A 23,022-nucleotide genomic window follows, 5' to 3' on the forward strand; every position below is an offset into this window, starting at 1 on the left:
GCGCGTAGAATTGGCCGTTATGGCACTCACCCTGCGCGCCTTGGCCGACGACCGCCCGCTCGGGCTGCGGGTGCTGACCGGCGAAGACGTCCTGGACCGGCCGATCGGCTGGGTCCACCCGACGGAGCTGACCGACCCGCGCGCCTTCCTCGAGGGCGGCGAGCTGCTGCTCACCACCGGTCTGGCGCTGGACGAGGCGACGTCACCGGCCTACGTGCGCCGGCTGGTGGATGCGGGGGCCGCCGGGCTCGGCTTCGGCGTCGGGTTGAGCCACGACGACGTCCCGCGGGCCCTGGTCGCGACCGCCGCCGAGGTCGGGCTGCCGGTGCTGGAGGTGCCGCGGAAGACGCCGTTCATCGCGATCACCCGCGCGATCTCGCGGGCGGTGGCGGCGGACGAGTACGCCACGACCGTCCGCATCGGGCGGGCCCAGCAGGACCTGACCCGCACGGCGGTCGGCAAGAGTGGTCCGGCGGGGGTGGTGCGGAAGCTCGCGAATCTGGTCGACGGCTGGGTGCTGCTGTTCGAACGCACCACCGTCACCGAAGCTGCTCCGGCGAGCGCACGCGCGTACGGCGCGTCGCTGCGAGAAGAGCTGGAACGGCTTCGCACCGGCACGCGGGTCTTCTCGCTCGACGGGCAGGAGGTCGTGCTGCAGACCCTGGACACCGGCGCGCGGCGCGTGCTCGCGGTCGGGACCGAGGCGCCGCTCGACACCGCGGGACGGCACATCGTCAACACCGCGGTGTCGGTGCTTTCCCTGGCGCTGGAACAGGACCGCGCCCAGGCGGCGGCGCGGCAGGCGCTGCGGACCGGGCTGCTGGAGCTCCTGTCCGGCGGCCAGGCCGGACTGGCGTTGCGGGTGCTGGAGACCACGGGTGGCGAGCCGCCGCGAGCGCCGTGGTCGGTGCTGGTGTTCCTCGGACCGCCCGCGGCCCGGCGCAAGCTCCTGGCCGCGCTGGAGGACGAGGTGTTCGCGGCCAGATCCGGCTCGTCGGTGGTCGTCTTCGGCGCCGGCGAGGTGGTCGACGCGGTGGCCGAGGCGGCGCTGCGGATCGGCGGCCTGCACGGCGGCGTCGCCGGCCCGGTCTCCGCCGAAGACTTCGCGGCCGGGCTGGAGCAGGCGGAGCTGGCGGCCCGGGCCGCGGAGGCCGAGGACAAGATCCTCGTCTCGGCGGCGGAGCACACCGGCCGGGGCCTGCTGTCCCTCATCGATCCGGTGGTGGCGCAAGCGTTTGCCCACGGCTTGCTGGCGCCGCTGCGCCGGCACGACGAGACGGGCCGCGGCGACCTGGCCGGGTCGCTGCGCTGCTGGCTGGAGCACCACGGCCACTGGGACGTCGCCGCCGCGCGCCTCGGCGTCCACCGGCACACGCTGCGGAACCGGATCACCAAGGCGCAGGAGCTGCTCGGCCGTGACCTGGACTCCCCGGGCGTCCGCGCGGAACTCTGGGTGGCGCTGCAGACGTGATCACCTGGCATCCGAGACGATCACCCCGTGCGGCTGACCAGCACGATCGGCGAATCCCCGCAGCGCCGCAGGCCCGGCCCCGGTTCGGCGCCCGCCGACCACCACGCCGGGACGTCGGCCTCCCGCACCAGTGAGCCCGTCGGCTGCCGGACGCTGTTGGACACGATCACCCGGCCCTGCGCGTTCAGCAACGCCGCCCCGTGCCCCAGCGACCGCAGCCGGGGACGCACGGCCCGCTCGAACTCGCGCACGTAGACGTCCGCGCCCACCACGCCGGCGAAGGAGCCGGACCGAAGCACCGGGATCGTGAACGTCAGGGTGTACTCGTCGGTGCAGAGGTAATCCACGTACGGGCCGTTGATGTGCCGCCGCCCGGTGTCGCGCGGGACCGTGAACCAGGACTGGCGCGTGTAGTCCAGGAAGTTCTCGCTGGCCGGGTCGAGGCTGATGAACAGCTGCGACGGCGGCTCGTCCCGGGTGCGGATCCACCACTCGAAGCCGAACTCCGAATCGGTCAGCACGTGCGGAGCGCTGACGAAGCCCGCGCCGACGACCAGCCCGCCGAGGGCCTCGGTGACCTGCGGCCGGATCCGGTGCAGCGCCACCGCGGCGGGGGACTCGGCCAGCACTGACTCGGCCGCCGCCAGCACGGGCTCGAGCCGCTCGAAAACCCCCTCCACCAACGCGGAAACCTGCTCGACGACCTCGTCGCCGGCCAGCGTGCGGGTGTCGTTCACGGTGCTCACCTCGATGCGCGGAGTGGGGCGAAGTTTACGGGGCGAGCAGGCCGAGGTGCACGTCTGCGAGCCGGTCGAGCGCGCTCAGGACGTGCTCCTCGGTGAGCTTGCGGGCCAGCTCGCCGTCGGCGGCGTCGATCGCGGCGGCGATGGCTGCGTGCTCCTCGTGGGAGTGGGCCCCGAGCGGCAGCCACAGCAATCCGCCCAGCTCGCTCTGCAGGTGGACCTCTTCGTGGGTGAGCCGCGGAGACTGCGCGGCCGCCGCGACCTCCAGGTGGAACTGCCGTTCCGCCCGCGTGAAGCCGACGCCCTTGGCCGTGCGGAGGTCGTCGGTCGCCAGCCGCAGCCGGGCGACGTCTTCGGGAGAGCTGCGTTCGGCGGCGAGCTTCGCGGCGGCCCCGGCGATCGCGAGGTAGTGGTCCCCGACGTCGCGCAGGTCCGACAGCGACACCTCGCGCAACCGCGAGCGCCACGCGTCCGACGGCGGGTCGGCCGGCGCGCGGACGAAGCTGCCGCCGCTGCGGCCTCGCCGGGTTTCGACCAGGCCCCGCTGCCGCAGGGCCACCAGGGCCTCCCGGACCGTCACGGTCGAGACGCCGAACTGCGCGGCGAGGTCGGCCTCGCTGGGCAGCTGCTCCTGGTCGGCGAGCAGGCCGAGCGTGATGGCGTCGACCAGCCGCGCCGCCACCGCCTCCGCCCGCCCGACCTGGCCGAGCGGGGCGAACATGGCGGATCGCGCGCTGTGCGACATGCCCTTGCGCATCGTGATCCTCGCCGGTCGCGGAGTCCCGTTCGCACCAATCTTGCCCCATCCCCTTGTCCTAAAACATGTGGAGTCATATGTTTTAACTCCCGTCAGCACCGAGGAGTGACCGTGCACGAGCTGAAGCACTACGTCGGCGGCGCGTACGTCGAGTCCAAGTCGGGCCGGACGGCGGAGATCGCCGACCCGGTCACCGGACGCCCCTACTGCACCGCGCCGATCGCCGGCCCCGAAGACGTCGACAACGCCCTGCAGGTCGCCGCGACCGCGTTCGAGACCTGGCGCGCGACGACGCCCGCCCAGCGCCAGCTCGCCCTGCTGAAGATCGCCGACGCCCTCGAAGCCCGGGCGGAGGACCTGGTCCGCGCCGAGTCCGCGAACACCGGGAAGCCGATCGCGCTCACGATGTCGGAAGAGATCCCGATGGTCCTCGACCAGGTCCGCTTCTTCGCCGGGGCCGCGCGCGTGCTCGAAGGCCGGGCCGCCGGCGAGTACCTGGAAGGCCACACGTCGTTCGTCCGCCGTGAGCCCGTCGGCGTGTGTGCCCAGGTCACGCCGTGGAACTACCCGCTGCTGATGGCCATCTGGAAGATCGCGCCCGCGCTCGCCGCCGGCAACACCGTCGTCCTCAAGCCGTCCGACACCACGCCCGCGTCGACGCTGCTGCTCGCCGAGATCGCCGGAGAGATCCTGCCGCCGGGCGTGTTCAACGTGATCTGCGGCGACCGTGACACCGGCCGCGCGCTGGTCGAGCACGACATCCCGGCGATGGTGTCGATCACCGGCTCGGTCCGGGCCGGGATCGAAGTGGCGCGCAGTGCGGCGAACGACGTCAAGCGCGTGCACCTCGAACTCGGTGGGAAGGCCCCGGTCATCGTCTTCGGCGACGCCGACCTCGAAGCCGCCGCCGAGGCCATCGCCGTCGCCGGGTACTTCAACGCGGGCCAGGACTGCACCGCCGCCACCCGCGTGCTGGTCGCCGACGACGTGCACGACACCTTCGTCGCCGCGCTCACCCGGCAGGCCCAGAACACCAAGACCGGCAAGCCCGACGACGAAGACGTCGCGTACGGCCCGCTCAGCAACGCGGCTCAGCTGGAGAAGGTCTCCGGGTTCGTCGACCGGCTGCCCGCCCATGCGACCGTCCACTGTGGTGGACACCGGGCCGGCGACGAAGGCTACTTCTACGAGGCCACCGTGGTCTCCGGCGTCCGCCAGGACGACGAGATCAGCCAGAACGAGATCTTCGGCCCGGTCATCACCGTCCAGCGGTTCTCCGCCGAGACCGAGGCGCTGCAGGCCGCGAACGCCGTGCAGTACGGCCTCGCGTCGTCGGTCTGGACCCGCGACCACCAGCGCGCGATGCGTGTCGCCGCGAAGCTCGACTTCGGCTGCGTCTGGATCAACACCCACATCCCGCTGGTCGCCGAGATGCCGCACGGCGGTTTCAAGAAGTCCGGCTACGGCAAGGACCTCTCGCTCTACGGACTGGAGGACTACACCCGCGTCAAGCACGTCATGAGCGCCCTGTGAGGCGGGTGGTGCCGGGCTGACTCAAGTCTGCGTGCGGAAGGAGTCCGTCGCCGCGCGGAGGGCGGCGAGCACGCCCGGGTCGGTCACCGCGTGCCCGGCGCCTTCGAGCAGCTTCAGCTCCGAACCGGGCCACGCCCGGTGCAGCTCGTACGCCGTGATCGGCGGGCACACCGCGTCGTAGCGGCCCTGCACGATGACGCCCGGAATCCCGGCGAGCTTGCCCGCGTCGCGGATCAGCCGGCCCTCGTCGAGCCACGCGCCGTGGCTGAAGTAGTGGACGGCGAGCCGCGCGAACGTCAGCGCGAACGCCGGTTCGGCGTACTGGCGGACGAAGGACTCCTGCGGCTGTACGGAAACCGTCGCGCCTTCCCAGACGCTCCACGCGACCGCGGCCCGGTGCCGGACCTCCTCGGACGGGTCGTCGAGCAGCGACGCGTACGCCGCCAGCGGGTTGTCGCGCAGAGCTGCCGGGATCGGCGCGAGGAAGGCTTCCCACTCGCGCGGGAACAGGTTCGCGGCCCCGCCGCGGTAGATCCAGTCCAGCTCGCTCTGCCGCACGGTGAACACACCGCGCAGGATGATCTCGCTGACCCGCGAAGGGTGCGTCTGCGCGTAGGCGAGGGCCAGCGTCGCGCCCCACGATCCGCCAAAGAGCTGCCAGCGCTCGATGCCGAGCCGCTCGCGCAGCGCCTCCATGTCGGAGACCAGGTGCCACAGCGTGTTGGCGGTGAGATCGCCCGCGTCCGGCGTCGACCGGCCCGATCCGCGCTGGTCGAACAGGACGATCCGGTAGCCCTCGGGGTCGAAGTGCCGGCGCGCCATCGGCGCGATCCCGCTGCCGGGACCGCCGTGTAGCACCACGACCGGCTTCCCGGCCGGGTTGCCCGCCTCCTGGCACCGGATCCGGTGCCCGTCGCCGACGTCCAGGAACCCTTCGGCGCGCGGGGCGATCGGCGGGTACAGCTCGTCCATGCCCGACACTTTGCCGCAAGCGACCTGGTCGTCGTCCCGGCGCCCCGCCGCCGAGCGACGGGACGACGACCAAGAAAGGTGGGAACCCGCCCCCGCCGCCGGGCTGAGCGGGTTCCCGGTCAGTGGGGCGTCAGCCGCCCGGGTGGCGTGGAGCGTTCGGAGAAGCGACGCCGTCGGTGTGGTCACGACGGCCGGCAGTCCGCACACGCATTCCCGTCCTCCTCGTCGAGGTTCGAATCTTCGTCGTGGCGGCGACGGGCTAAACGCTAGGCCACGAGTCGAATGTGAGTCAAGAACATGATTGATGTTCATGGATGTGAACGCTTCACGGTGATCCACTGAGAGGACGCTGAGCGTGCCGGTGCCCCTTGCCGGGACCTAACCCGCAGGCCGGTACTTTCCGGTGTCGGAGTGGCGAAAAAGAAGGTACGGAAAGGCACGGAATGTCCGCGGTGACCTATGTCGAGGCGATTGTCGTCGGTGCCTTGCAAGGGGTGTCGGAATTGTTTCCGGTGTCCAGTCTCGGCCACAGCATCCTGCTGCCCGCCTGGCTCGGCGGCTCGTGGCAGCGGGACCTGAGCATCGGCAAGGATTCGCCGTACCTCGCGGTGCTGGTGGCGATGCACGTCGCCACGGCGCTCGCGCTGGTCCTGTTCTTCCGCAAGGACTGGGTACGGATCATCGGCGGGCTGTGGACGTCGATCCGCCGCCGCGAGGTCCGCACGCCCGACCAGCGGCTCGCGTGGCTGCTCGTGCTCGCCACGATCCCGGTCGGGCTGGCCGGCCTGCTCTTCGAGGGCCTGCTGCGCGACTACCTCGGCAAACCGGTGCCGGCGGCGATCTTCCTCACGCTCAACGGCGGCGTCCTGTACGCCGCCGAGAAGTTCTCCCGGAAGAAGCCCGCGGACGAAGCGGACACTGTGGACTTTTCGACCGAGGAAACCCTGGTCATGCGGGCGGTGACCGTGGAGGAGGCGACCGACGTCCGGCTCGCGAAGCTGCGGGTCGGCGAGGCGGTGCTGATCGGCGCGGCGCAGATCCTCGCGCTGCTGCCGGGCATCAGCCGGTCGGGCATCACGATGGTCGCCGGCCTGCGCCGCGGGCTCGGGCACGAGGACGCGGCGCGGTTCGCGTTCCTGCTCGCCACGCCGGTGATCCTGGCCGCGGGCGTGCTGAAGATGCCGACGCTGTTCGCCCCGGAGAACCACGCGTCGCTCGGCCCGGCGCTCGTCGGCAGCGTCATCGCGGGCGTCGCTTCGTACATTTCTGTCCGATTCCTCACCGGATACTTCGAAACGCGTACTCTGACCCCGTTCGCCATTTACTGCGTGGTCGCCGGAATCGGCAGCTTGATCTTCTTCGCGGTGTGATGTGCCGCTGACGGCGGACCGCCTCCTGACCGCCTGGACGTTCGACGTCCCGGCGGTGTTCGCCGTGCTGGTCCTCGGCGTGCTCTACGTCCGCGCGGCGCGTCGCCGCGACTGGCCGCCGGGCCGCACGGTGGCCTTCCTCGCCGGCCTCGCGACGATCGTGCTCGTCACCTGCTCGGCGCTCGCGGTCTACGACACGACGCTGTTCTGGGTCCGCGCGGTCCAGACCACGACGTTGCTGATGGTCACGCCGCTCCTGCTCGCCCTCGGCGCCCCGATCCGGCTGCTGCTGGACGCGGTCCCGGGGGCGACGTGGCTACGGCGGCACGGCCGCGGCCCGGTGGCGCGGGCGCTGACGTTCCCGCCGGTCGTCACCGTCGTCCTGGTGGCGCCGGTGCTGATGCTGTACCTGACCCCGCTCTACGACGTCACGCTGCGGTCTTCGGTGGTGGACGGCCTGGTCCGGCTCGCGCTCGTGCTGGCCGGTTTCACGTACTTCTGGACGCGGCTCGGCCTCGACCCGACGCCGCGGGAGGACCCGCACCTGGTGTCGGTGTGGATCGCGTTCACCGAGGTGATCTTCGACGGCGCGCTCGGCCTGGTGCTGTGGCTCGGCCCGCTGCTCGCGCCGGCGCACTACGCGGCCGCGCACCCGGGCTGGGGCCCGGACCCGCGCACCGACCAGATCGTCGGCGCGGGCGTGCTGTGGATCGGCGGCGACGTCGCCGGGCTGCCGTTCATCGCAGCCCTGTTCGTCCGCTGGGCCCGCGACGACGAGCGGCGCGCGAAGCGGATCGACGCCCAGTTGGACGTCGAAGCCGCTTCGGCGCCGCCCGGTTTGTGGTGGGAGAACGACCCGGCGCTCGCGGAACGGTTCAAGCGCCGATGACCGGCCTAGTCGTGGAAAGCGTGTTCCGGCGCCGGGAACTCGCCACGCCGGACGTCCTCCGCGAACGCCGTCGCGGCGTTCTGCAGCACCGTGGCGACGTCGGCGTAGCGCTTGACGAACCGTGGCGCCTTGCCACGCCGCAGCCCGGCCATGTCCTGCCAGACGAGCACCTGCGCGTCGCAGTCCGGACCGGCGCCGATGCCGACCGTCGGGATCTTCAGCTCCGCCGTGACGCGCTTCGCGGCTTCGGCGGGCACCATCTCCATCACGACCGCGAACGCCCCGGCCTCCTGCAGCGCCAGCGCGTCGGCGAGCAGCACGTCCGCCGCTTCGCCGCGCCCCTGCACCCGGTAGCCGCCGAGGTTGTGTTCACTCTGCGGGGTGAACCCGATGTGGCCCATCACCGGCACGCCCGCCGCCGTCAGCGCCTCGACGTGCGCGGCGAACCGCCGCCCGCCTTCGAGCTTCACGGCGTGCGCGCGGCCCTCCTTCATGAACCGCACCGACGTCTCGAGCGCCTGCTGCGGCGAGAGCTGGTACGAGCCGAACGGCAGGTCGGCGACCACGAGCGCCCGTTTGACCGAGCGGGTGACCGCCCGGACCAGGGGCAGGAGCTCGTCGACCGTCACCGGCAGCGAGGTGTCGTAGCCGAAGACGTTGTTGGCCGCGGAGTCGCCGACGAGCAGCACGGGGATCCCGGCCTCGTCGAACAGGGCGGCGGTGTACATGTCGTAGGCGGTGAGCATGGGCCACGGTTCGCCGCGTTCCTTGAGCTCACGCAGGTGGTGGACGCGGACTTTCCGGCCCGGCGGCCGTGCCGCGGGCGCGGCGGATCCGGTGCCGTAGGGGGCCGCCTCTTCGGCGGGCCCATTCGCGATCGGGGGGTCCAGGGGGGCTTGCCCCCCGGCTGGGGTCCGGGGCTCGGCCCCGGAGGGCACTGTGGCAGACATCGTCGTCGACCGTCCTTCCCTCGGGGCCTTGATGAGGTCCCCGGGTCGTGGAGCTGGGGTGTTCCAAAGCGTGACACGCCCCCGGACCGCTCCCAACCTCGTGCGACAAGCTTCACACCCCCGAGAACGAGTCCCGGTCAGCCTTCAGGTTGATGTCCGGGGACAACCAACTTGGGTTCACTTACGTCAAGAAGAGGGCATGACCCCCGATCGGCCGTGAAAGGCGACGAAAGCAACGATGGGAAACCTCGCGAGCACGCGTCCCCGCCTCCCCGTGTGGAAGGCGAAGGCGGGCGGGATCGTCGCGACCGTGGTGCAGCTGGCCGCCGTGTTCTCGGTGGTCCTGCTGTTCACGAACGGCACGCACGGCCGGGTCCTCAACGGCATCGACATGGCCTTTTCCGCGCTGAGCGTGCCGACCAGCGCGAGCCTGGTGATGGTCCTGCTGCTGGTGGTGCTCGGCGGCGCCCTGCGCCGTCGCAAGAAGGCCGCGCTGTACACGCTGGTGCTGTTCCAGGTCGGCGGGCTGCTGATCACCCTCGCTCTGCAGGCGACCCTGCTGTGGTCGCCCGAACTGCTGGTGCTCGGGCCCAAGCAGATGCGGCACATCCCCAACCAGGTGTGGGCGCTCACCGTCGCCGACCTGCTGTCGGTCGGCCTGATCGTGTTCCTGCTCGCGCTGCGCCCCGCGTTCCCGGCCCGGCTGGCGCCGAGCGCCTGGCGTGACGGCCTGACCATGCTGTTCGGCGGGTTCGCCGTCGTCATCCTGGTCGGCTGGGGGCTGACGGAAGCGTTTCCCGGGCACCTCGGCGACACGTGGGAGCGCTTCGCCTGGGTCGTGAACCACGCCACCGGCGAGAACCTGCAGCTGCGCCGGATCGGCGTCGGCGAGGGACCCGGCTGGCTGGACGTGTTCCTCGACCTCAGCGCGACCGCCGTCGCCACCGGAGCGCTGTACATGCTCTTCCGCGGCGTACGCAGCCGTGGCCTGCGTACGGACAGCGAAGAGCTTCGTCTGCGCCAGCTCCTCGCCCAATACGGCGAGGACGACTCCCTCGGCTACTTCGCCACGCGGCGCGACAAGAGCGTCGTCTTCGCGCCGAACGGCCGCGCGGCGGTGACCTACCGCGTGCTCGGCGGCACCAGCGTCGCCAGCGCCGACCCGGTCGGCGACCCCGAGGCGTGGCCCGACGCGGTCCGCGCGTGGCTCGACGAGACGCGCACGTACGGCTGGACCCCGGGCGTGCTCGGCGCCAGCCGGCACGGCGCCGAGGTCTACACCGCCGCGGGTCTGCGTGCCCTGGAAATCGGCGACGAAGCGGTGCTCGACGTCCGCGAGTTCAGCCTCGCCGGGCCGGAGCGGCGCTCGGTGCGCCAAGCCGTCAAACGCATCCAGCGCGCCGGCTACACCTCGCGGGTCCGCCGCCACGGCGAAATCCCCGTACCGGAGATGACCGAGCTGCTCGCCCGCGCCCAGGCGTGGCGTGGCGCCGAAACCGAACGCGGGTTCTCGATGGCGCTGGGCCGGCTCGGCGACGCCAGTGACGGCCGCAGCGTGATGGTCGAGGCGTACGACGCCCGCGGTGAGCTGCGCGGGCTGTTGTCGTTCGTCCCGTGGGGGCGCCGCGGGCTTTCGCTGGACCTCATGCGCCGCGACCGCGACGCCGAAAACGGCCTCAACGAGTACATGATCGCCGAGGTCGTCGCGGCCGCGCAGTACCTCGGCGCGCAGCGGATCTCGCTCAACTTCGCGATGTTCCGCGCGGTGTTCTCCGAGGGCGAGCGGATCGGCGCGGGCCCGGTGCTGCGGGCCTGGCGCGGGATCCTCAGCGTGTTCTCGCGGTTCTTCCAGCTGGAGTCGCTGTACCGGTCGAACGCCAAGTACGGGCCGGACTGGGAACCGCGGTTCCTCTGCTACTCGTCGGCGCGGCGGCTGCCGCGCGTCGGCATCGTCGCGGGCGCGCTCGAAGGGTTCGTCCCGACCGGACGGTCGCGGTCGCTGCGGCTGGAGACGGTCGGCGACGACTTCGTCGCCCGCGTGAAGGCGATCGAGGAGTCCGCGGCGGCGCCGGCGTCGAAGCCGGTACGGCGGCCCGAGCAGGTCCGCGTCCGCATCGCCAAGCTCGACAAGCTGCGCGAGGCCGGCATCGAGCCCTACGGCGTCGGGTTCCGCCGCGACGACCACATCGGGGACGTCGTCGCGAAGTTCGGTGACCTCACCCCGGACACGGCCACCGGGCACCGCGTCCGGATCGCCGGGCGCGTGCTGAACATGCGCATCCTCGGGGGGCTGTGCTTCGCCCGCGTCAAGGACTTCAGCGGCGAGATCCAGCTGATGCTCGAGGCGGGCGAGCTGGACCTCACCGGCTGGCGGACCGGCGTCGACCTCGGCGACCACGTCGGCGTCAGCGGCCAGGTCGTGACGTCGAAGCGGGGCGAGCTCTCGGTGCTGGTCGACGAGTGGACGGTCACCGCGAAGTGCCTGCACCCGCTGCCGGACAAGCGCAAGGGCCTCACCGACCCGGAGACGCGGGTGCGGCAGCGCTACCTCGACCTCGCCGTCAACCCGGACTCGACGAACATGCTGCGCCTGCGGTCCACCGTGGTCCGCGCGGTGCGCGACCGGCTGCACCACGCCGACTTCCTCGAGGTCGAGACGCCGATGCTGCAGACGGTCCACGGCGGCGCCAACGCCCGGCCGTTCGTCACCCACATCAACGCCTACGACATGCGGATGTACCTGCGGATCGCGCCCGAGCTGTACCTCAAGCGGCTGTGCGTCGCCGGCGTCGAGCGGGTCTTCGAGCTCAACCGCAACTTCCGCAACGAAGGTGTCGACGCGACGCACAACCCCGAGTTCACGATGCTCGAGGCGTACCAGGCGTACGCGGACTACGACTCGATGCGGGTGCTGACACGCGAACTCATCCAGCACGCGGCCGAAGCGGCGTACGGCGCTCAGGTCGTGCGGAGGCCGGATGCCGACGGGAAGCTCGCCGAGTACGACATCTCCGGCGACTGGCCGGTGGTCCCGGTGCACGAAGCCGTTTCCGCGGTGTTCGGCGAGGAGGTCGGATCGGGGACGTCGGTGGCGGACCTGCGCCGGCTGTGCGTCGCCGCGGGAGTGCCGGTGAGGGAGGACCCGAGCCACGGCGACCTGGTGCTCAAGGCGTTCGAGCACCTGGTCGAGGGCGCGACCGTGCTGCCGACCTTCTACACCGACTACCCGACCGACGTCTCGCCACTGACCCGCCAGCACCGGGTGGACCCGCTGCTGGCCGAGCGCTGGGACCTCATCGCGTTCGGGTCCGAGGTCGGCACGGCCTACACCGAGCTGACCGACCCGATCGAGCAGCGGCGACGGCTGGAAGCGCAGTCGCTGCGCGCGGCCAGCGGCGACGTCGAGGCGATGGAGCTGGACGAGGACTTCCTGCTCGCCCTGGAGCACGGCATGCCGCCGACCGGCGGGCTCGGCCTGGGCGTCGACCGGCTGCTGATGATGCTTACGGGGGCCTCCATCCGCCAGACGGTCCTGTTCCCCTTCGTCCGACCGCAGGCATAACGACTCGGTGGACCTGGTCACGGCGACGGGCCGTGGCGCGGCCGGTCGCTTACGCTCTGCCTCGTGCGCACGGCTCGGATCGCCTCGGCCCTCCTGATGGGGGTGGCCGTCCTCGCTTATTCGGGCTGGCTGCTGGAGTTCTTCCTGCCCACCGGGGTGTCCCCGGTGCGGGACCCGGCCGAGGCGCTGCTGACCGGGCCGCCGGTGTTCCGGGTCCTGCTCGCGGTGTCCGGGGTCGCGTTCGTGCTCGCCGGGCCCCCGCTGCACCGGCTCGGGCCGGTCCAGTGGTCGGCGCGGCTCAGCTCGTACTCGGTGAGCGCGTTCGGCCTGGTGCTGCTGCTCCAGGCCGCCTACCCGGAGCACAGCGAGGTGCTGTCCGCGCTGCTGAGTCTCGTCCTCGTGATCGGGGTGGTCAGCCTGATCCTGTGGTGGCCGCCCGGCTGGCGGGGGCTCGCCGTCGCCGGGCTGGTCGTGGTGGTGGCCACCTCGCTGGCCGTCGTCCTCGCCCGGGAGCTGAACGCCTTCGAGGGTGTCCTCACGCGGATCCAGCTGGTGGAGCGCGCGACGCTGTACGCCGTGGGCGGGGCGTACGCCTTCGTCAAGCCGGCGCCGCGGCACGCTCCTCGGACCTGATCCCGGTCTTTCCGCCCGGAATGTCGGTGGTGGGTGGCACGATCACCGCAGTGTCCGGCGAGGAGAGGATCGACATGGCGGGAAACGTGCGCCCGGTGGCCGACGAGCGTGACGGGCTGCTGAGCTTCCTGGAGCAGCAGCGGTACGTGCTCAGGTTGGCGGCACACGGGCTGACGGACGAACAGGCGAGACTCACGCCGACGAAGAGCACGCTGTCGGTGGGCGGGCTGGTCAAGCACGTCGCGAGCACCGAGAACGGCTGGATGGACACGGTGCTCCAGGTGCCGCAGAAGCCGTTCGGCGAGGCGATGGCGGAATACCAGTCGGCGCACCGCCTGGGGCCGGAGGAGACGCTTGAGGGCGTCCTGGCGCGCTACGACGAGGTGGCGGCGCGCACCGCCGAGGTCATCGCGGGGATCGACGACCTCGGCCAGGCGGTCCCGGTGCCGAAGGGCGTGCCGTGGTTCCCCCAGGACGTCGAGGCCTGGTCGGTCCGCTGGGTGCTGCTGCACCTGATCCAGGAGACGGCCCGCCACGCGGGCCACGCGGACATCATCCGCGAGCACGTCGACGGCGGCACGGCGATGCCCCTGATGGCGGCGGCCGAGGACTGGCCGGAAACCCCGTTCATCAAGCCCTGGACCCCGGAGTCCCAGCCAGCCTGACCACCGCGGCCCGCGGCCTGCCACCCGGCAGGCCGCCCACCCCGCGTGTCGACCCTCCAATCACGCGAGTCGACCCGCCAATCACGCGTGTCGACCCGCCAATCACGCGTGATGCCCTTCCGGGTACGCCGCGAGGCTCAGAACAGCGTCGGCTCGTCGGCGAGCGCGCCCTCGATCACGAGCATCCGGCGTTTCGTCCCGACCCCGCCCCGCGCCGAGAACCCGCCGTCCTTGCCGCCGGCCGCCAGTACCCGGTGGCACGGCACGATGATCGGAAACGGGTTGTGCCCCATCGCCTGCCCGACGGCCTGGGCGGACCCCGGCTGGCCGAGCCGGTGCGCGATGTCGCCGTAGGTGAGCGTCTTGCCGGGCGGGATCGTCCGCGCGATCTCGTACGCGCGGCGGTGGAACTCCGGCACCCCGGAAAAGTCCAGCTCGACCGAGGCCAGCTCGCGACGCGTGCCGCTCAGCAGCGCCACGATCCCGTCCACGGCGGCCCGCACCGGCGGAGGCGGCGTCCCCTCGACGGCGTCCGGGAACCGCCGGACCAGCCACGCGCGGGTCCGCGCCGCACTGCCCTCGGGCAGCGACGTCCCGATCACGACGTCGTCGCGCCACGCGAGCCCGCAGACCCCGATCGCGGTTTCGAACACCGTGAACCCCGCCGTGAACCCCACTGTCATCCCGTCACGATACGACCGAGGTACGACAAGATGGGCCCGTGCTCGATCACCTCGTCTACGCCGGGCCGGACCTCGCCGAGGCCGTCGCCCGGGTCACCGCGCTCACCGGGGTCACGCCCACACCCGGCGGCCGTCACCTCGGCCTGGGCACCGCCAACCACCTCGCCGACCTCGGCGCGGGCATGTACCTGGAGGTCATCGGCCCGGACCCGGCGCAGCCGGACGCCCCAGGGCCGCGGCCGTTCGGGATCGACGAGCTGACCGAGCCCGCGCTGGTCGCGTGGGCGGTCCGCACGCCCGACATCGACGCGACGATCGCCGCGGCTCGCGCGCACGGCTTCGACCCGGGCGACGCGATCGAGATGTCCCGCGAGACCGGAGACGGCGAAGTGCTGCGCTGGCGCCTGACCCCGCCGAGCGCCCCGGGCACCCTGCACCCGTTCCTCATCGACTGGGGCAGCACCCCGCACCCGACCACGCGCGGCCTGCCGTCCCTGCCGCTGCTGATGGTCACCGGCACCCACCCGGATCCGGACTCGGTGCTCGCGGTGACCGACGCGCTCGGCCTGGAACTCCTGGTCCGCCGCGCCGCGAAAGCCGGTCTCACGGCCGCCCTGCGCACCCCGGAAGGCCGCCAGGTCGCCCTGAGCTGAAAGCCGTGAATGGCACATTGAGGGACGTAGAGTCCCTCGATGTGCCATTCACGGACCTCAGGCCTTGCCCTCGCGCCAGAGGTTGGTCATCGGCAGCCGCCGGTCGCGGCCGAAGGCCTTGAACGTGATCTTCGTGCCCGGCGGGTACTGGCGCCGCTTGTACTCGGCCTTGTCGACCATCCGCACCACGCGGTCGATGGTCTCCGGCTCGAACCCGGCCTCGATCAGGTCGGCGTACCCGCGGTCGCCCTCGACGTAGTCGTCGAGGATGTCGTCGAGCAGCGCGTAGTCCGGCAGCGAGTCGGTGTCCACCTGGCCCGGCCGCAGCTCGGCCGACGGCGGCTTGCTGATCGAGTTCTCCGGGATCGGCGGGGTCTCGCCGTTCTTCGCCGCTTCGGCGTTGCGCCACCGGGCCAGCTGCCAGACGTGCGTCTTGAAGACGTCCTTGATCGGGGCGAACGCGCCGACGGCGTCGCCGTAGATCGTGGAGTACCCGACGGCGAGCTCGGTCTTGTTGCCGGTCGCCAGCACCAGGTGACCGTCCAGGTTGGACAGTGCCATGAGGAGCATGCCCCGCGTCCGCGCCTGGATGTTCTCCTCGGCCAGTCCGGTCAGGGAAAGCTGGTCGACGTACACGCGGACCATGTCCTCGACGGGCTCGACCCGGTAGTGCGCGCCGATCCGCCGCGCCAGGTCGGCGGCGTCGTCCTTCGAATGCCCCGACGAGTACTTCGACGGCATCGAGACGCCGTAGACGTTGCCGCCGCCCAGCGCGTCCGCCGCCAGCGCCGCGCAGACCGCCGAGTCGATGCCGCCGGAGAACCCGAAGATGACCGACGAGAACCCGTTCTTGTGCACGTAGTCCCGCAGCCCGACGACCAGCGCGTGCCACACCTCGGCCTCGTCCGACAGCGGCTCGCTGATGACCGGCTCGGCCGACGCGGGGTAGGCCGGCAGCGGGTCCGAGCTCAGCACGCGGCGCCGGACGTGCAGGCCTTCGAGTTCGCCGTCACCGGCGTGCCCGCCCGCGGCGAGGTCCATGTCCAGCACGAGCAAGTGCTCGACGAACTGTGGCGCGCGCGCCAGCACCGTGCCGTCCGCGGCGACGACGAGCGAGTCGCCGTCGAAGACGAGGTCGTCCTGCCCGCCGATCTGGTTGGCGTAAACCAAAGGCGCTCCGGCTTCGGCGGCCCGCCGGGCGATGAGCGGCAGCCGCTGCTCGTCCTTGGACCGCTCGTACGGCGACGCGTTCGGGGCCACGACGAGGTCGACGCCGGCGCGGCCCAGCGCCGAGATCGGCCCGCCGTCCTGCCAGATGTCCTCGCAGACGACCATGCCGATGTCGAGCCCGTGGAACCGGACGACGTCGAGCGTGGTGCCCGGCTTGAACCAGCGGTGCTCGTCGAAGACGCCGTAGTTCGGCAGGTGGTGCTTGAACTGCCGTGCGACGACCTCGCCGCGGTAGAGCGCCGCGGCGGCGTCCCGCGGGCCGACGTCGTCGAGGTCGAGGTAGCCGATGTAGGTGAGCACTTCGCCGCAGCCGGCCTCGTCGAGGCGACGCGCGAGCGACTCGACGCCCTGCCGGGAGGCCGCGGCGAAGGTCTTGCGCAGCGAGAGATCCTCGACGGGGTAGCCGGTCAAGGACATCTCGGGGAAGACGACGACGTGGGCGCCGGCTTCGGCGGCCCGGCGGGTCCACTCGACGTGCAGGTCGGCGTTGCCGTCGAGGTCGCCGACGGTGGGGTTGACCTGGGCGAGCGCGATGCGCAGTTGCGGCATGCCGTCATTCTGGCCCACCGCCACCCGCCAGGCCGAGCGAATGTGGGCGAAACGCCAAGGCCCCGCCCGGCGAACCGGGCGGGGCCTCGAACGGCAGAAGGACTACTTCCGCTTGATCATGCTGCGGACCTTCTTGATGGTCTGTTCGAAGTCCGAGTCGAACGGGTTGTCGTGCACCAGGTAGGTCCACGTCGTGTTCGCCCGCCGGACGCCGGCGTCGCCGAGGTCGATGCCCTCGTCGGTCAGCTCGGCCTCTTCGAGCGTCTTCGCCGCTCGGGAGTCGGCTTCCGCGATGATCTTGTGGAACTCCGGGATCGCCGCGCGGTGGAACTCGTCGAGCGGCGTCTCGCGCGCCAGCGCCCGCAGGTGGATGCTCTCGCGGACGTCGGTGAGGTAGGCCAGGTGGTCGGACCAGAGCTGGTCGACGTGGAACAGCAGCACCTCGCGGGACATCTGCTCCAGCTTCTCCTGGTCGTCGAGCTTCTCCTTCAGCTCGGCGAACTTCTCCGGGTGCGCCTTCTCCAGCGCGTCCGCCGCGTACGCGGTGCGAAGCACCTTGTCGCGGTGCACCAGCAGGTCGTGGCGCTGCCGCTCGATCAGCCGCGTGTACCGCCAGGTGTTCCGGTGGATCTCCAGGTCGACGCCCTCGGCGACGCGCTGGGCGTGGTTGAGCTGCCGCAGCGCCGCGTTGTCGGTGATCTCGCCGGTCTCTTCGTCGTCGACGATGCCCTCGGGCACGTCCGGCGCGTTCGACAGCACGAGTTCGTCGTTCAGGCTCGCGAAGAAGATCGCGCTGCCCGGGTCGCCCTGCCGGCCGGAGCGGCCGCGCAGCTGCCCGTCGAGCCGGCTCGACGGGTACCGCGCGGTGCCGATGACGTGCAGCCCGCCCAGCTCGACGACGTCTTCGCGGCTCTCGCCGTCGGTTCCGCCCAGCCGGATGTCGGTACCGCGGCCCGCCATCTGCGTGGACACGGTGACCGCGCCCTTCTTGCCGGCCTCGGCGATGATCGCGGCCTCTTCGGCGTCGTTGCGCGCGTTGAGCACGACGCACTCGAGGTCGACCTTCGAGAGCTTCTCGGCCAGTTCCTCGGACTCGGCGACGTCCTGGGTGCCGACGAGGATCGGCCGCCCGGTCTCGTGCACCGTGCGGATCTCCTCCTCGATCGCCCGCAGCTTCTGCGACGGCGACGCGAAGACCCGGTCGGGGAGGTCCTCGCGGATGTTCGGGGTGTTCGGCGGGATGACCGCGACCTCGAGCTCGTAGAACTCCCGCAGCTGCTCGGCGACGGCGACCGCGGTGCCGGTCATGCCTGCCACCTCGGGGTAGCGCGCGAGCAGCGCCTGGACGGTGATCGAGTCGAGGATCTCGCCGTGGTCGGTGGCGGTGACCTGCTCCTTCGCCTCGACGGCGGCCTGGAGGCCGTCCGGCCAGCGCTGCAGCTCGGCGACGCGGCCGCGGGCGGCGTTGATGAGCTGCACCTTGCCGTCGCGGACCAGGTAGTCGACGTCGCGGGTGAGCAGCGCGTGGGCGTGCAGGGCGACGTTGACGGCGGCGAGCCGATCGGAGGCCTGTTCGTTGAACAGGTCGTCGACCTCCAGGCCGAGCGACTTCGCGACGACGGAGGAGCCGGCGTCGGTCAGCCAGGCGTTGCGGCCCTCGCTGTCGGTCTCGTAGTGCAGGTTGAGCCGCAGCCGCCGGACGATCTTCGCGACCTCTTCGTCGGCGTCGCTGCGGTCGATCGAGCCGGCCATCACCAGCGGGACGCGGGCCTCGTCGACCAGCACCGAGTCCGCCTCGTCGACGATCGCGACCTCGGGGGCGGGCTGCACCAGGTCGTCGACCCGGGTGACGAGCCGGTCGCGCAGCACGTCGAAGCCGATCTCGGCCACGGCGCCGTACGTGACGTCCTTGGCGTAGGCCTCCTTGCGCTCTTCCCGCGAGTGCGCCGGTTCGACCCAGCCGACCGACACACCGAGCAGCGTGTAGACCGGGCCCATCCACTCCGCGTCGCGTCGCGCCAGGTAGTCGTTGACGGTGACGACGTGAACGCGCTTTCCGCGGATCGCGTAGCCGGCCGCGGCCAGCGCACCGGCGAGGGTCTTGCCTTCACCGGTCTCCATCTGCACGACGTGCTTGGAGAGCAGGCCCATCGTGCCCAGCACCTGCACGTCGAACGCGCGCTCGCCCAGTGCCCGCCGCGCGGCCTCGCGGCCCAGCGCGCACACCTCGACCAGCTGGCCGTCGCCGAAAGCGGTGTCCTTCAGCGTCTCGCGAAGCTTGCCCGCCCGCTCGGTCAGCTCCTCGTCGGAGAGCTTCTCGAGCTCGGCTTCGAGCTTCTCGACCGCGGGCAGCAGTGCTTCGTAGCGGGTCAGCTCGACGCTGCCCGGCCGCTGGATGATCCGGCGGAGCTTCTTGCCCACCCGGCTGATCAGTGCTGCCACCCCTGGTCTCCCGTTCTCTCTCGCTCGACCGGCCTCCACCACCCAACGCGACGGTGGTGCGTTCGAGTTCCGCGGCCGGATGGGACGATCCAACCGTGTTCCCACATCCCAGCGCCAGGTCCCGGGCCCGCCGGATCACCGCAATTGCGACATCCGTGCTGTTCGCGGCCTCGCTGACCGCCTGCACGTCCACCGGCACGACCGCGCCCGCGCCGACCACCGAGTCGCACCCGCCGTCCGGGCCGGTGCCCGCGGGGCTGGAGCGGTTCTACGGCCAGAGCCTGACCTGGGCCGACTGCGCACCTTACGCGACGTCCGAGGACGCGAGGTCGGCCTTCCAGGCGAAAGACATCCAGTGCGCCCGGCTGACCGTGCCGCTGGACTACGCGAAACCGGCGGGCGACACCGTCACGCTGGGCCTGCTCCGGCACAAAGCCGCCGACGCGGGCGCGCGGATCGGGTCGCTGGTCGTCAACCCGGGCGGCCCGGGTGCCTCGGGCATGGTCGCGGCGGCCGGACTGGTCAAGCCGGCCACGAGCACGGGCCTCGCCAAGCGCTTCGACCTGGTCGGATTCGACCCGCGGGGCATCGGCGCGAGCCAGCCGGCGATCCACTGCCTGACCGACTCCGAGCGGGACGCCGACCGCGCGGACGACAGCGAGACCGACGGCTCGCCGAAGGGCGTGCTCAAGCAGGAAGCGCAGGAAAAGGACTTCGCCGCGAAGTGCGCCCAGCGCACCGAAGACGGCACGGGGATGCTGGCCAACGTCGGCACCCGCGACGTCGTGAAGGACCTGGACGTCCTCCGCTCGGTTCTCGGCGACGAAAAGCTCACCTATTTGGGCTATTCCTACGGCACCCGGATCGGGTCGACCTACGCCGAGGCGTTCCCGAAGAACGTCCGTGCGATGGTCCTCGACGGCGCGGTCGACCCCGAGCAGGACGCGGTCGAGTCGCTGGTCGCGCAGGGCCAGGGCTTCGGGACGGCGTTCACCCAGTTCGGGAAGTGGTGCACGGCCCAGCAGGACTGCGCGCTCGGCCAGGACGCGGGCGCCGCGGTCAAGGTCTTCCAGAGCCTCGTCCGGCCGCTGATCGACTTCCCGGTGCCGGTCGGCGACGGCCGCAAGCTCTCCTACGAGGACGCGACCACCGGCGTCATCCAGGCGCTCTACCAGGAAAGCCTCTGGGACGCCCTGAACTCGGGCCTCAACGAGCTGAAGCAGCAGCGGGGCGCGACGCTGGAGAAGCTGGCCGACATCTACAACGAGCGCGGCTCCGACGGCCGCTACGGCACCACGCAGGACGCCTTCACGGCGATCCGCTGCGTCGACGACCCGCGCGTCACGGACCCGAACGTCATCCTCAAAGCACAGGAGCAGTACGTGAAGGTCGCGCCGTTCCTCGACGACGGCCGCCCGGCGAGCGCGGCCCGCGACGCGTGCGCGTTCTGGCCGGTGCCGAACACGTCGGAGCCGCACGTGCCGAACGTCGAAGGCCTGGCGAAGACCCTGGTCATCTCGACGACCAACGACCCGGCGACGCCGTACCAGGCCGGCGTCAACCTGGCGAAGGGCCTGAAGGGCGCGTTGCTGACCTTCGAGGGCACCCAGCACACGGTGTTCCTGCAGGGCGTGAAGTGCGTGGACCGGGCGGGCACGGACTACCTCGTGGACGGCACGGTGCCGCCGGAGGGGACGCGGTGCTCGGGGCAGTAGCCGCTTTTCGGGGGTTCCGGGTGGCGGAGCCCCCGGCCTGGGGCGAAGCCCCGGATGTCGAGAGCCGCTTTTCGGGGGTTCCGGGTGGCGGAGCCCCCGGCGTGGGGCGAAGCCCCGGATGTCGGAGCTACGCCTGCTGCTTGGTGAGCGAAAGCTCGATCATCACCGGGCTGAGGTGGTCGTCCGGCGGCGGGATCTGTACCCACAGCCGGACGAACCGCCGGGGCAGGGCGTCCGACACCCACACCTTGACGGTGAGGTCGGCGTCGACCGGCGCGAGCACGCTGTGCGCCACGGCGGCCGGCACCCGGCCGCCGACCCGCAGCGCGGACGCGCCGTCGACGTTCTCGCGGCCTTCGGGTTTGGCGTCCGTCACGCTGTCGAGCAGCCGCTTCAGCCCGCCGTGCGGACCGAGGAACGTGCTGACCGCGTACGCGTCGGGGAGCGGACCGGCCCCGAGGTCGGTCGAGACGTGCCCGCCCTGGACGGCGAAGCGGAACTTCGTGTGCCCGCCGCCGGCGTCGTCGTCCTGGACGTCGGCCGTGCCGGTCGCGGACTCGCCGTCGTCGAGGGTCGCGTCGCCCTCGATCTGGCGGAGCGGGAAGCCCGGCAGGACGCCGTTGACGCCCGCCGCGAAGTGCACGCTCCGCACCGCCGCGAACGACTTCGCCGCGTCGCTGACCAGCTCGGCACCTGGAGGGAACGGCCCGCGCGTGTCGGGCAGCCCGGTGCAGCCGGCCGTCAGGGCCGTCAGGAGAAGCACGAGCAACAGGGCGAAGCGCGACATCCCCTGAGCCTACTGAGCGGCGCCTGTTGGCCCGATCCTTGCGGATGATGTCCTCCCGGCCACTTCCGTCTCACCGCGCGCGCGGTGAGACTGCCTGGGTGACTGTTGAGACCCGTCCCGCCCCGAAGCTGCACCGCGCCTGGCTGATCGCCGGTGCCGCCTTCGTCGCGCTGCTCGCCTCCGCGGGCTTCCGTGCCGCCCCCGGCGTCCTCATCGACCCGCTGCACCAGGAGTTCGGCTGGTCGCGGGCCACGATCAGCTCCGCCGTCTCGGTGAACCTCGTGCTCTTCGGCCTCTTCGCGCCCTTCGCGGCCGCGCTGATGGAACGCTTCGGCATCCGCCGGGTCTCGGCGACGGCGTTGACCGTCATCGCCCTCGGCGCGGGCGGCACGGTGTTCATGACCGCGAGCTGGCAGCTGGTGCTGTGCTGGGGCGTGCTGGTCGGCCTGGGCACCGGCTCGATGGCCATGGGCTTCGCCGCGATGGTCGCGGCCCGGTGGTTCGTCCGCAGCCGCGGCGTCGTCACCGGCGTCCTGACCGCGGCGGGCGCGACGGGCCAGCTGATCTTCCTTCCGCTCATCGCGAACCTCGCGGTGGACTCGGGCTGGCGCACGGCGTCGCTGGTGATCGCGATCGCCGCGCTCGCCGTCGTCCCGGTGGTCCTGCTGGTCATCCGCGACCACCCCGCCGACGTCGGCACCACCGCCTACGGCGCGCCCGCCGACGCCGAGGTCGCGCGGCCGGCCCCCAGGACCGGCTCGGGCCGCCGCGCCCTGTCCGTGCTGGGCCAGGCCGCCCGCACGCGGACGTTCTGGCTGCTCGCCGTCGGCTTCGCGATCTGCGGCGCGACGACGAACGGCCTGGTCGGCACCCACTTCGTCCCGGCCGCGCACGACCACGGCATGCCGCAGACGACCGCGGCGAGCCTGCTGGCCCTGGTCGGCGTCTTCGACGTCGTCGGCACGATCTTCTCCGGCTGGCTCACCGACCGCGTCGACCCGCGGATCCTGCTGGGCGTGTACTACGCCCTGCGCGGGCTCTCGCTGGCGCTGCTGCCGCAGCTGTTCACCGGTTCGGTGCAGCCGAGCATGTGGGCGTTCATCCTGTTCTACGGCCTCGACTGGGTGGCCACGGTCCCGCCGACCGTCGCGCTCTGCGTCCGCGCGTTCGGCGATGCCGGCCCGATCGTCTTCGGCTGGGTCTTCGCCAGCCACCAGCTCGGCGCCGCGTTCGCCGCGTCGGCCGCCGGCCTGGTCCGCGACCAGCTCGGGAACTACACCCTGGCCTGGTATTCCGCGGCCGTCCTGGCGGTCATCGCGTCCGCCGCGTCGCTGGCCATCAGCCGGGCGAAGAAACCCGTTGCGGTACTCGCGACGTGACTTCCGCGGCCTCGGCGCGTCGCGAAACATGTCGTTAAC

18 protein-coding genes are annotated in these 23,022 nt (G+C 71.8%); 10 read left to right on the forward strand and 8 right to left on the reverse strand.

Annotation, left to right across the window (positions count from 1 at the left end):
* Nucleotides 1–19: 19 nt before the first annotated feature.
* Nucleotides 20–1,471: a PucR family transcriptional regulator gene (locus A3CE_RS0129435; RefSeq protein WP_020643692.1), complete on the forward strand. Its 1,452-nt coding sequence runs from the start codon at nucleotides 20–22 to the stop codon at nucleotides 1,469–1,471.
* 20 nt (nucleotides 1,472–1,491) lie between these two features.
* Here A3CE_RS0129435 and A3CE_RS0129440 read toward each other — a convergent pair whose 3' ends face one another.
* Together A3CE_RS0129440 and A3CE_RS0129445 are read right to left on the reverse strand one after the other, a co-directional pair.
* Nucleotides 1,492–2,208, reverse strand: coding sequence for a cache domain-containing protein (locus tag A3CE_RS0129440; RefSeq protein WP_026468991.1), 717 nt, complete (start codon nucleotides 2,206–2,208; stop codon nucleotides 1,492–1,494).
* Between the two features lie 34 nt (nucleotides 2,209–2,242).
* Nucleotides 2,243–2,971: a FadR/GntR family transcriptional regulator gene (locus tag A3CE_RS0129445; protein WP_020643694.1), complete on the reverse strand. Its 729-nt coding sequence runs from the start codon at nucleotides 2,969–2,971 to the stop codon at nucleotides 2,243–2,245.
* 111 nt (nucleotides 2,972–3,082) lie between these two features.
* Here A3CE_RS0129445 and A3CE_RS0129450 point away from each other — a divergent pair, with 111 nt between their 5' ends.
* Nucleotides 3,083–4,504: a gamma-aminobutyraldehyde dehydrogenase gene (locus A3CE_RS0129450; protein ID WP_026468992.1), complete on the forward strand. Its 1,422-nt coding sequence runs from the start codon at nucleotides 3,083–3,085 to the stop codon at nucleotides 4,502–4,504.
* 21 nt (nucleotides 4,505–4,525) lie between these two features.
* Here the strand turns inward: A3CE_RS0129450 and pip are convergent, their stop codons facing one another.
* Nucleotides 4,526–5,476 carry a prolyl aminopeptidase gene (gene pip, locus A3CE_RS0129455; RefSeq protein WP_020643696.1) on the reverse strand — a complete coding sequence of 317 codons (951 nt, stop codon included), beginning with the start codon at nucleotides 5,474–5,476 and terminating at the stop codon, nucleotides 4,526–4,528.
* A 443-nt stretch (nucleotides 5,477–5,919) separates the two neighbouring features.
* On the opposite strand from pip, the gene A3CE_RS0129460 reads away from it, so the two are divergent.
* Together A3CE_RS0129460 and A3CE_RS0129465 are read left to right on the forward strand one after the other, a co-directional pair.
* A complete protein-coding gene (locus A3CE_RS0129460; RefSeq protein WP_020643697.1) occupies nucleotides 5,920–6,846 on the forward strand; it encodes an undecaprenyl-diphosphate phosphatase in 927 nt (308 codons plus the stop codon).
* 1 nt (nucleotide 6,847) lies between these two features.
* A complete protein-coding gene (locus A3CE_RS0129465) occupies nucleotides 6,848–7,735 on the forward strand; it encodes a cytochrome c oxidase assembly protein (protein ID WP_020643698.1) in 888 nt (295 codons plus the stop codon).
* Between the two features lie 5 nt (nucleotides 7,736–7,740).
* Here the strand turns inward: A3CE_RS0129465 and panB are convergent, their stop codons facing one another.
* A complete protein-coding gene (gene panB / locus A3CE_RS0129470) occupies nucleotides 7,741–8,685 on the reverse strand; it encodes a 3-methyl-2-oxobutanoate hydroxymethyltransferase (protein WP_245589606.1) in 945 nt (314 codons plus the stop codon).
* Nucleotides 8,686–8,923: 238 nt separating this feature from the next.
* On the opposite strand from panB, the gene lysX reads away from it, so the two are divergent.
* The 3 genes from lysX to A3CE_RS0129485 all read left to right on the forward strand — a co-directional run bounded on the left by lysX (nucleotide 8,924) and on the right by A3CE_RS0129485 (nucleotide 13,545).
* Nucleotides 8,924–12,247, forward strand: a complete 3,324-nt coding sequence (gene lysX / locus A3CE_RS0129475; protein ID WP_026468995.1) for a bifunctional lysylphosphatidylglycerol synthetase/lysine--tRNA ligase LysX — start codon at nucleotides 8,924–8,926, stop codon at nucleotides 12,245–12,247.
* Between the two features lie 63 nt (nucleotides 12,248–12,310).
* Nucleotides 12,311–12,880 carry a hypothetical protein gene (locus A3CE_RS0129480; protein WP_245589607.1) on the forward strand — a complete coding sequence of 190 codons (570 nt, stop codon included), beginning with the start codon at nucleotides 12,311–12,313 and terminating at the stop codon, nucleotides 12,878–12,880.
* 74 nt (nucleotides 12,881–12,954) lie between these two features.
* Nucleotides 12,955–13,545: a DinB family protein gene (locus A3CE_RS0129485; RefSeq protein WP_026468996.1), complete on the forward strand. Its 591-nt coding sequence runs from the start codon at nucleotides 12,955–12,957 to the stop codon at nucleotides 13,543–13,545.
* Nucleotides 13,546–13,682: 137 nt separating this feature from the next.
* On the opposite strand, the gene A3CE_RS0129490 is transcribed toward A3CE_RS0129485, so the two are convergent.
* Complete coding sequence (locus A3CE_RS0129490) at nucleotides 13,683–14,228, reverse strand: methylated-DNA--[protein]-cysteine S-methyltransferase (RefSeq protein ID WP_043791137.1); 546 nt, start codon at nucleotides 14,226–14,228, stop codon at nucleotides 13,683–13,685.
* A 38-nt stretch (nucleotides 14,229–14,266) separates the two neighbouring features.
* On the opposite strand from A3CE_RS0129490, the gene A3CE_RS0129495 reads away from it, so the two are divergent.
* The gene (locus tag A3CE_RS0129495; protein WP_020643704.1) at nucleotides 14,267–14,881 is read left to right on the forward strand and encodes a VOC family protein; all 615 of its coding nucleotides are present in this window, start codon (nucleotides 14,267–14,269) and stop codon (nucleotides 14,879–14,881) included.
* Between the two features lie 57 nt (nucleotides 14,882–14,938).
* On the opposite strand, the gene A3CE_RS0129500 is transcribed toward A3CE_RS0129495, so the two are convergent.
* Together A3CE_RS0129500 and secA2 are read right to left on the reverse strand one after the other, a co-directional pair.
* Nucleotides 14,939–16,660, reverse strand: coding sequence for an NAD+ synthase (locus A3CE_RS0129500; protein WP_020643705.1), 1,722 nt, complete (start codon nucleotides 16,658–16,660; stop codon nucleotides 14,939–14,941).
* 102 nt (nucleotides 16,661–16,762) lie between these two features.
* A complete protein-coding gene (gene secA2, locus A3CE_RS0129505) occupies nucleotides 16,763–19,102 on the reverse strand; it encodes an accessory Sec system translocase SecA2 (protein WP_020643706.1) in 2,340 nt (779 codons plus the stop codon).
* 155 nt (nucleotides 19,103–19,257) lie between these two features.
* On the opposite strand from secA2, the gene A3CE_RS0129510 reads away from it, so the two are divergent.
* On the forward strand, nucleotides 19,258–20,817 hold the full coding sequence (locus A3CE_RS0129510; RefSeq protein ID WP_020643707.1) for an alpha/beta hydrolase: 1,560 nt from the start codon (nucleotides 19,258–19,260) through the stop codon (nucleotides 20,815–20,817).
* Nucleotides 20,818–20,944: 127 nt separating this feature from the next.
* On the opposite strand, the gene A3CE_RS0129515 is transcribed toward A3CE_RS0129510, so the two are convergent.
* Nucleotides 20,945–21,604, reverse strand: coding sequence for an LppX_LprAFG lipoprotein (locus tag A3CE_RS0129515; protein ID WP_020643708.1), 660 nt, complete (start codon nucleotides 21,602–21,604; stop codon nucleotides 20,945–20,947).
* 98 nt (nucleotides 21,605–21,702) lie between these two features.
* On the opposite strand from A3CE_RS0129515, the gene A3CE_RS0129520 reads away from it, so the two are divergent.
* The gene (locus A3CE_RS0129520; RefSeq protein WP_020643709.1) at nucleotides 21,703–22,983 is read left to right on the forward strand and encodes an MFS transporter; all 1,281 of its coding nucleotides are present in this window, start codon (nucleotides 21,703–21,705) and stop codon (nucleotides 22,981–22,983) included.
* The last annotated feature ends 39 nt before the right edge of the window (nucleotides 22,984–23,022 follow it).

The organism is Amycolatopsis balhimycina FH 1894 (assembly GCF_000384295.1).
Taxonomy (GTDB): Bacteria; Actinomycetota; Actinomycetes; order Mycobacteriales; family Pseudonocardiaceae; genus Amycolatopsis; species Amycolatopsis balhimycina.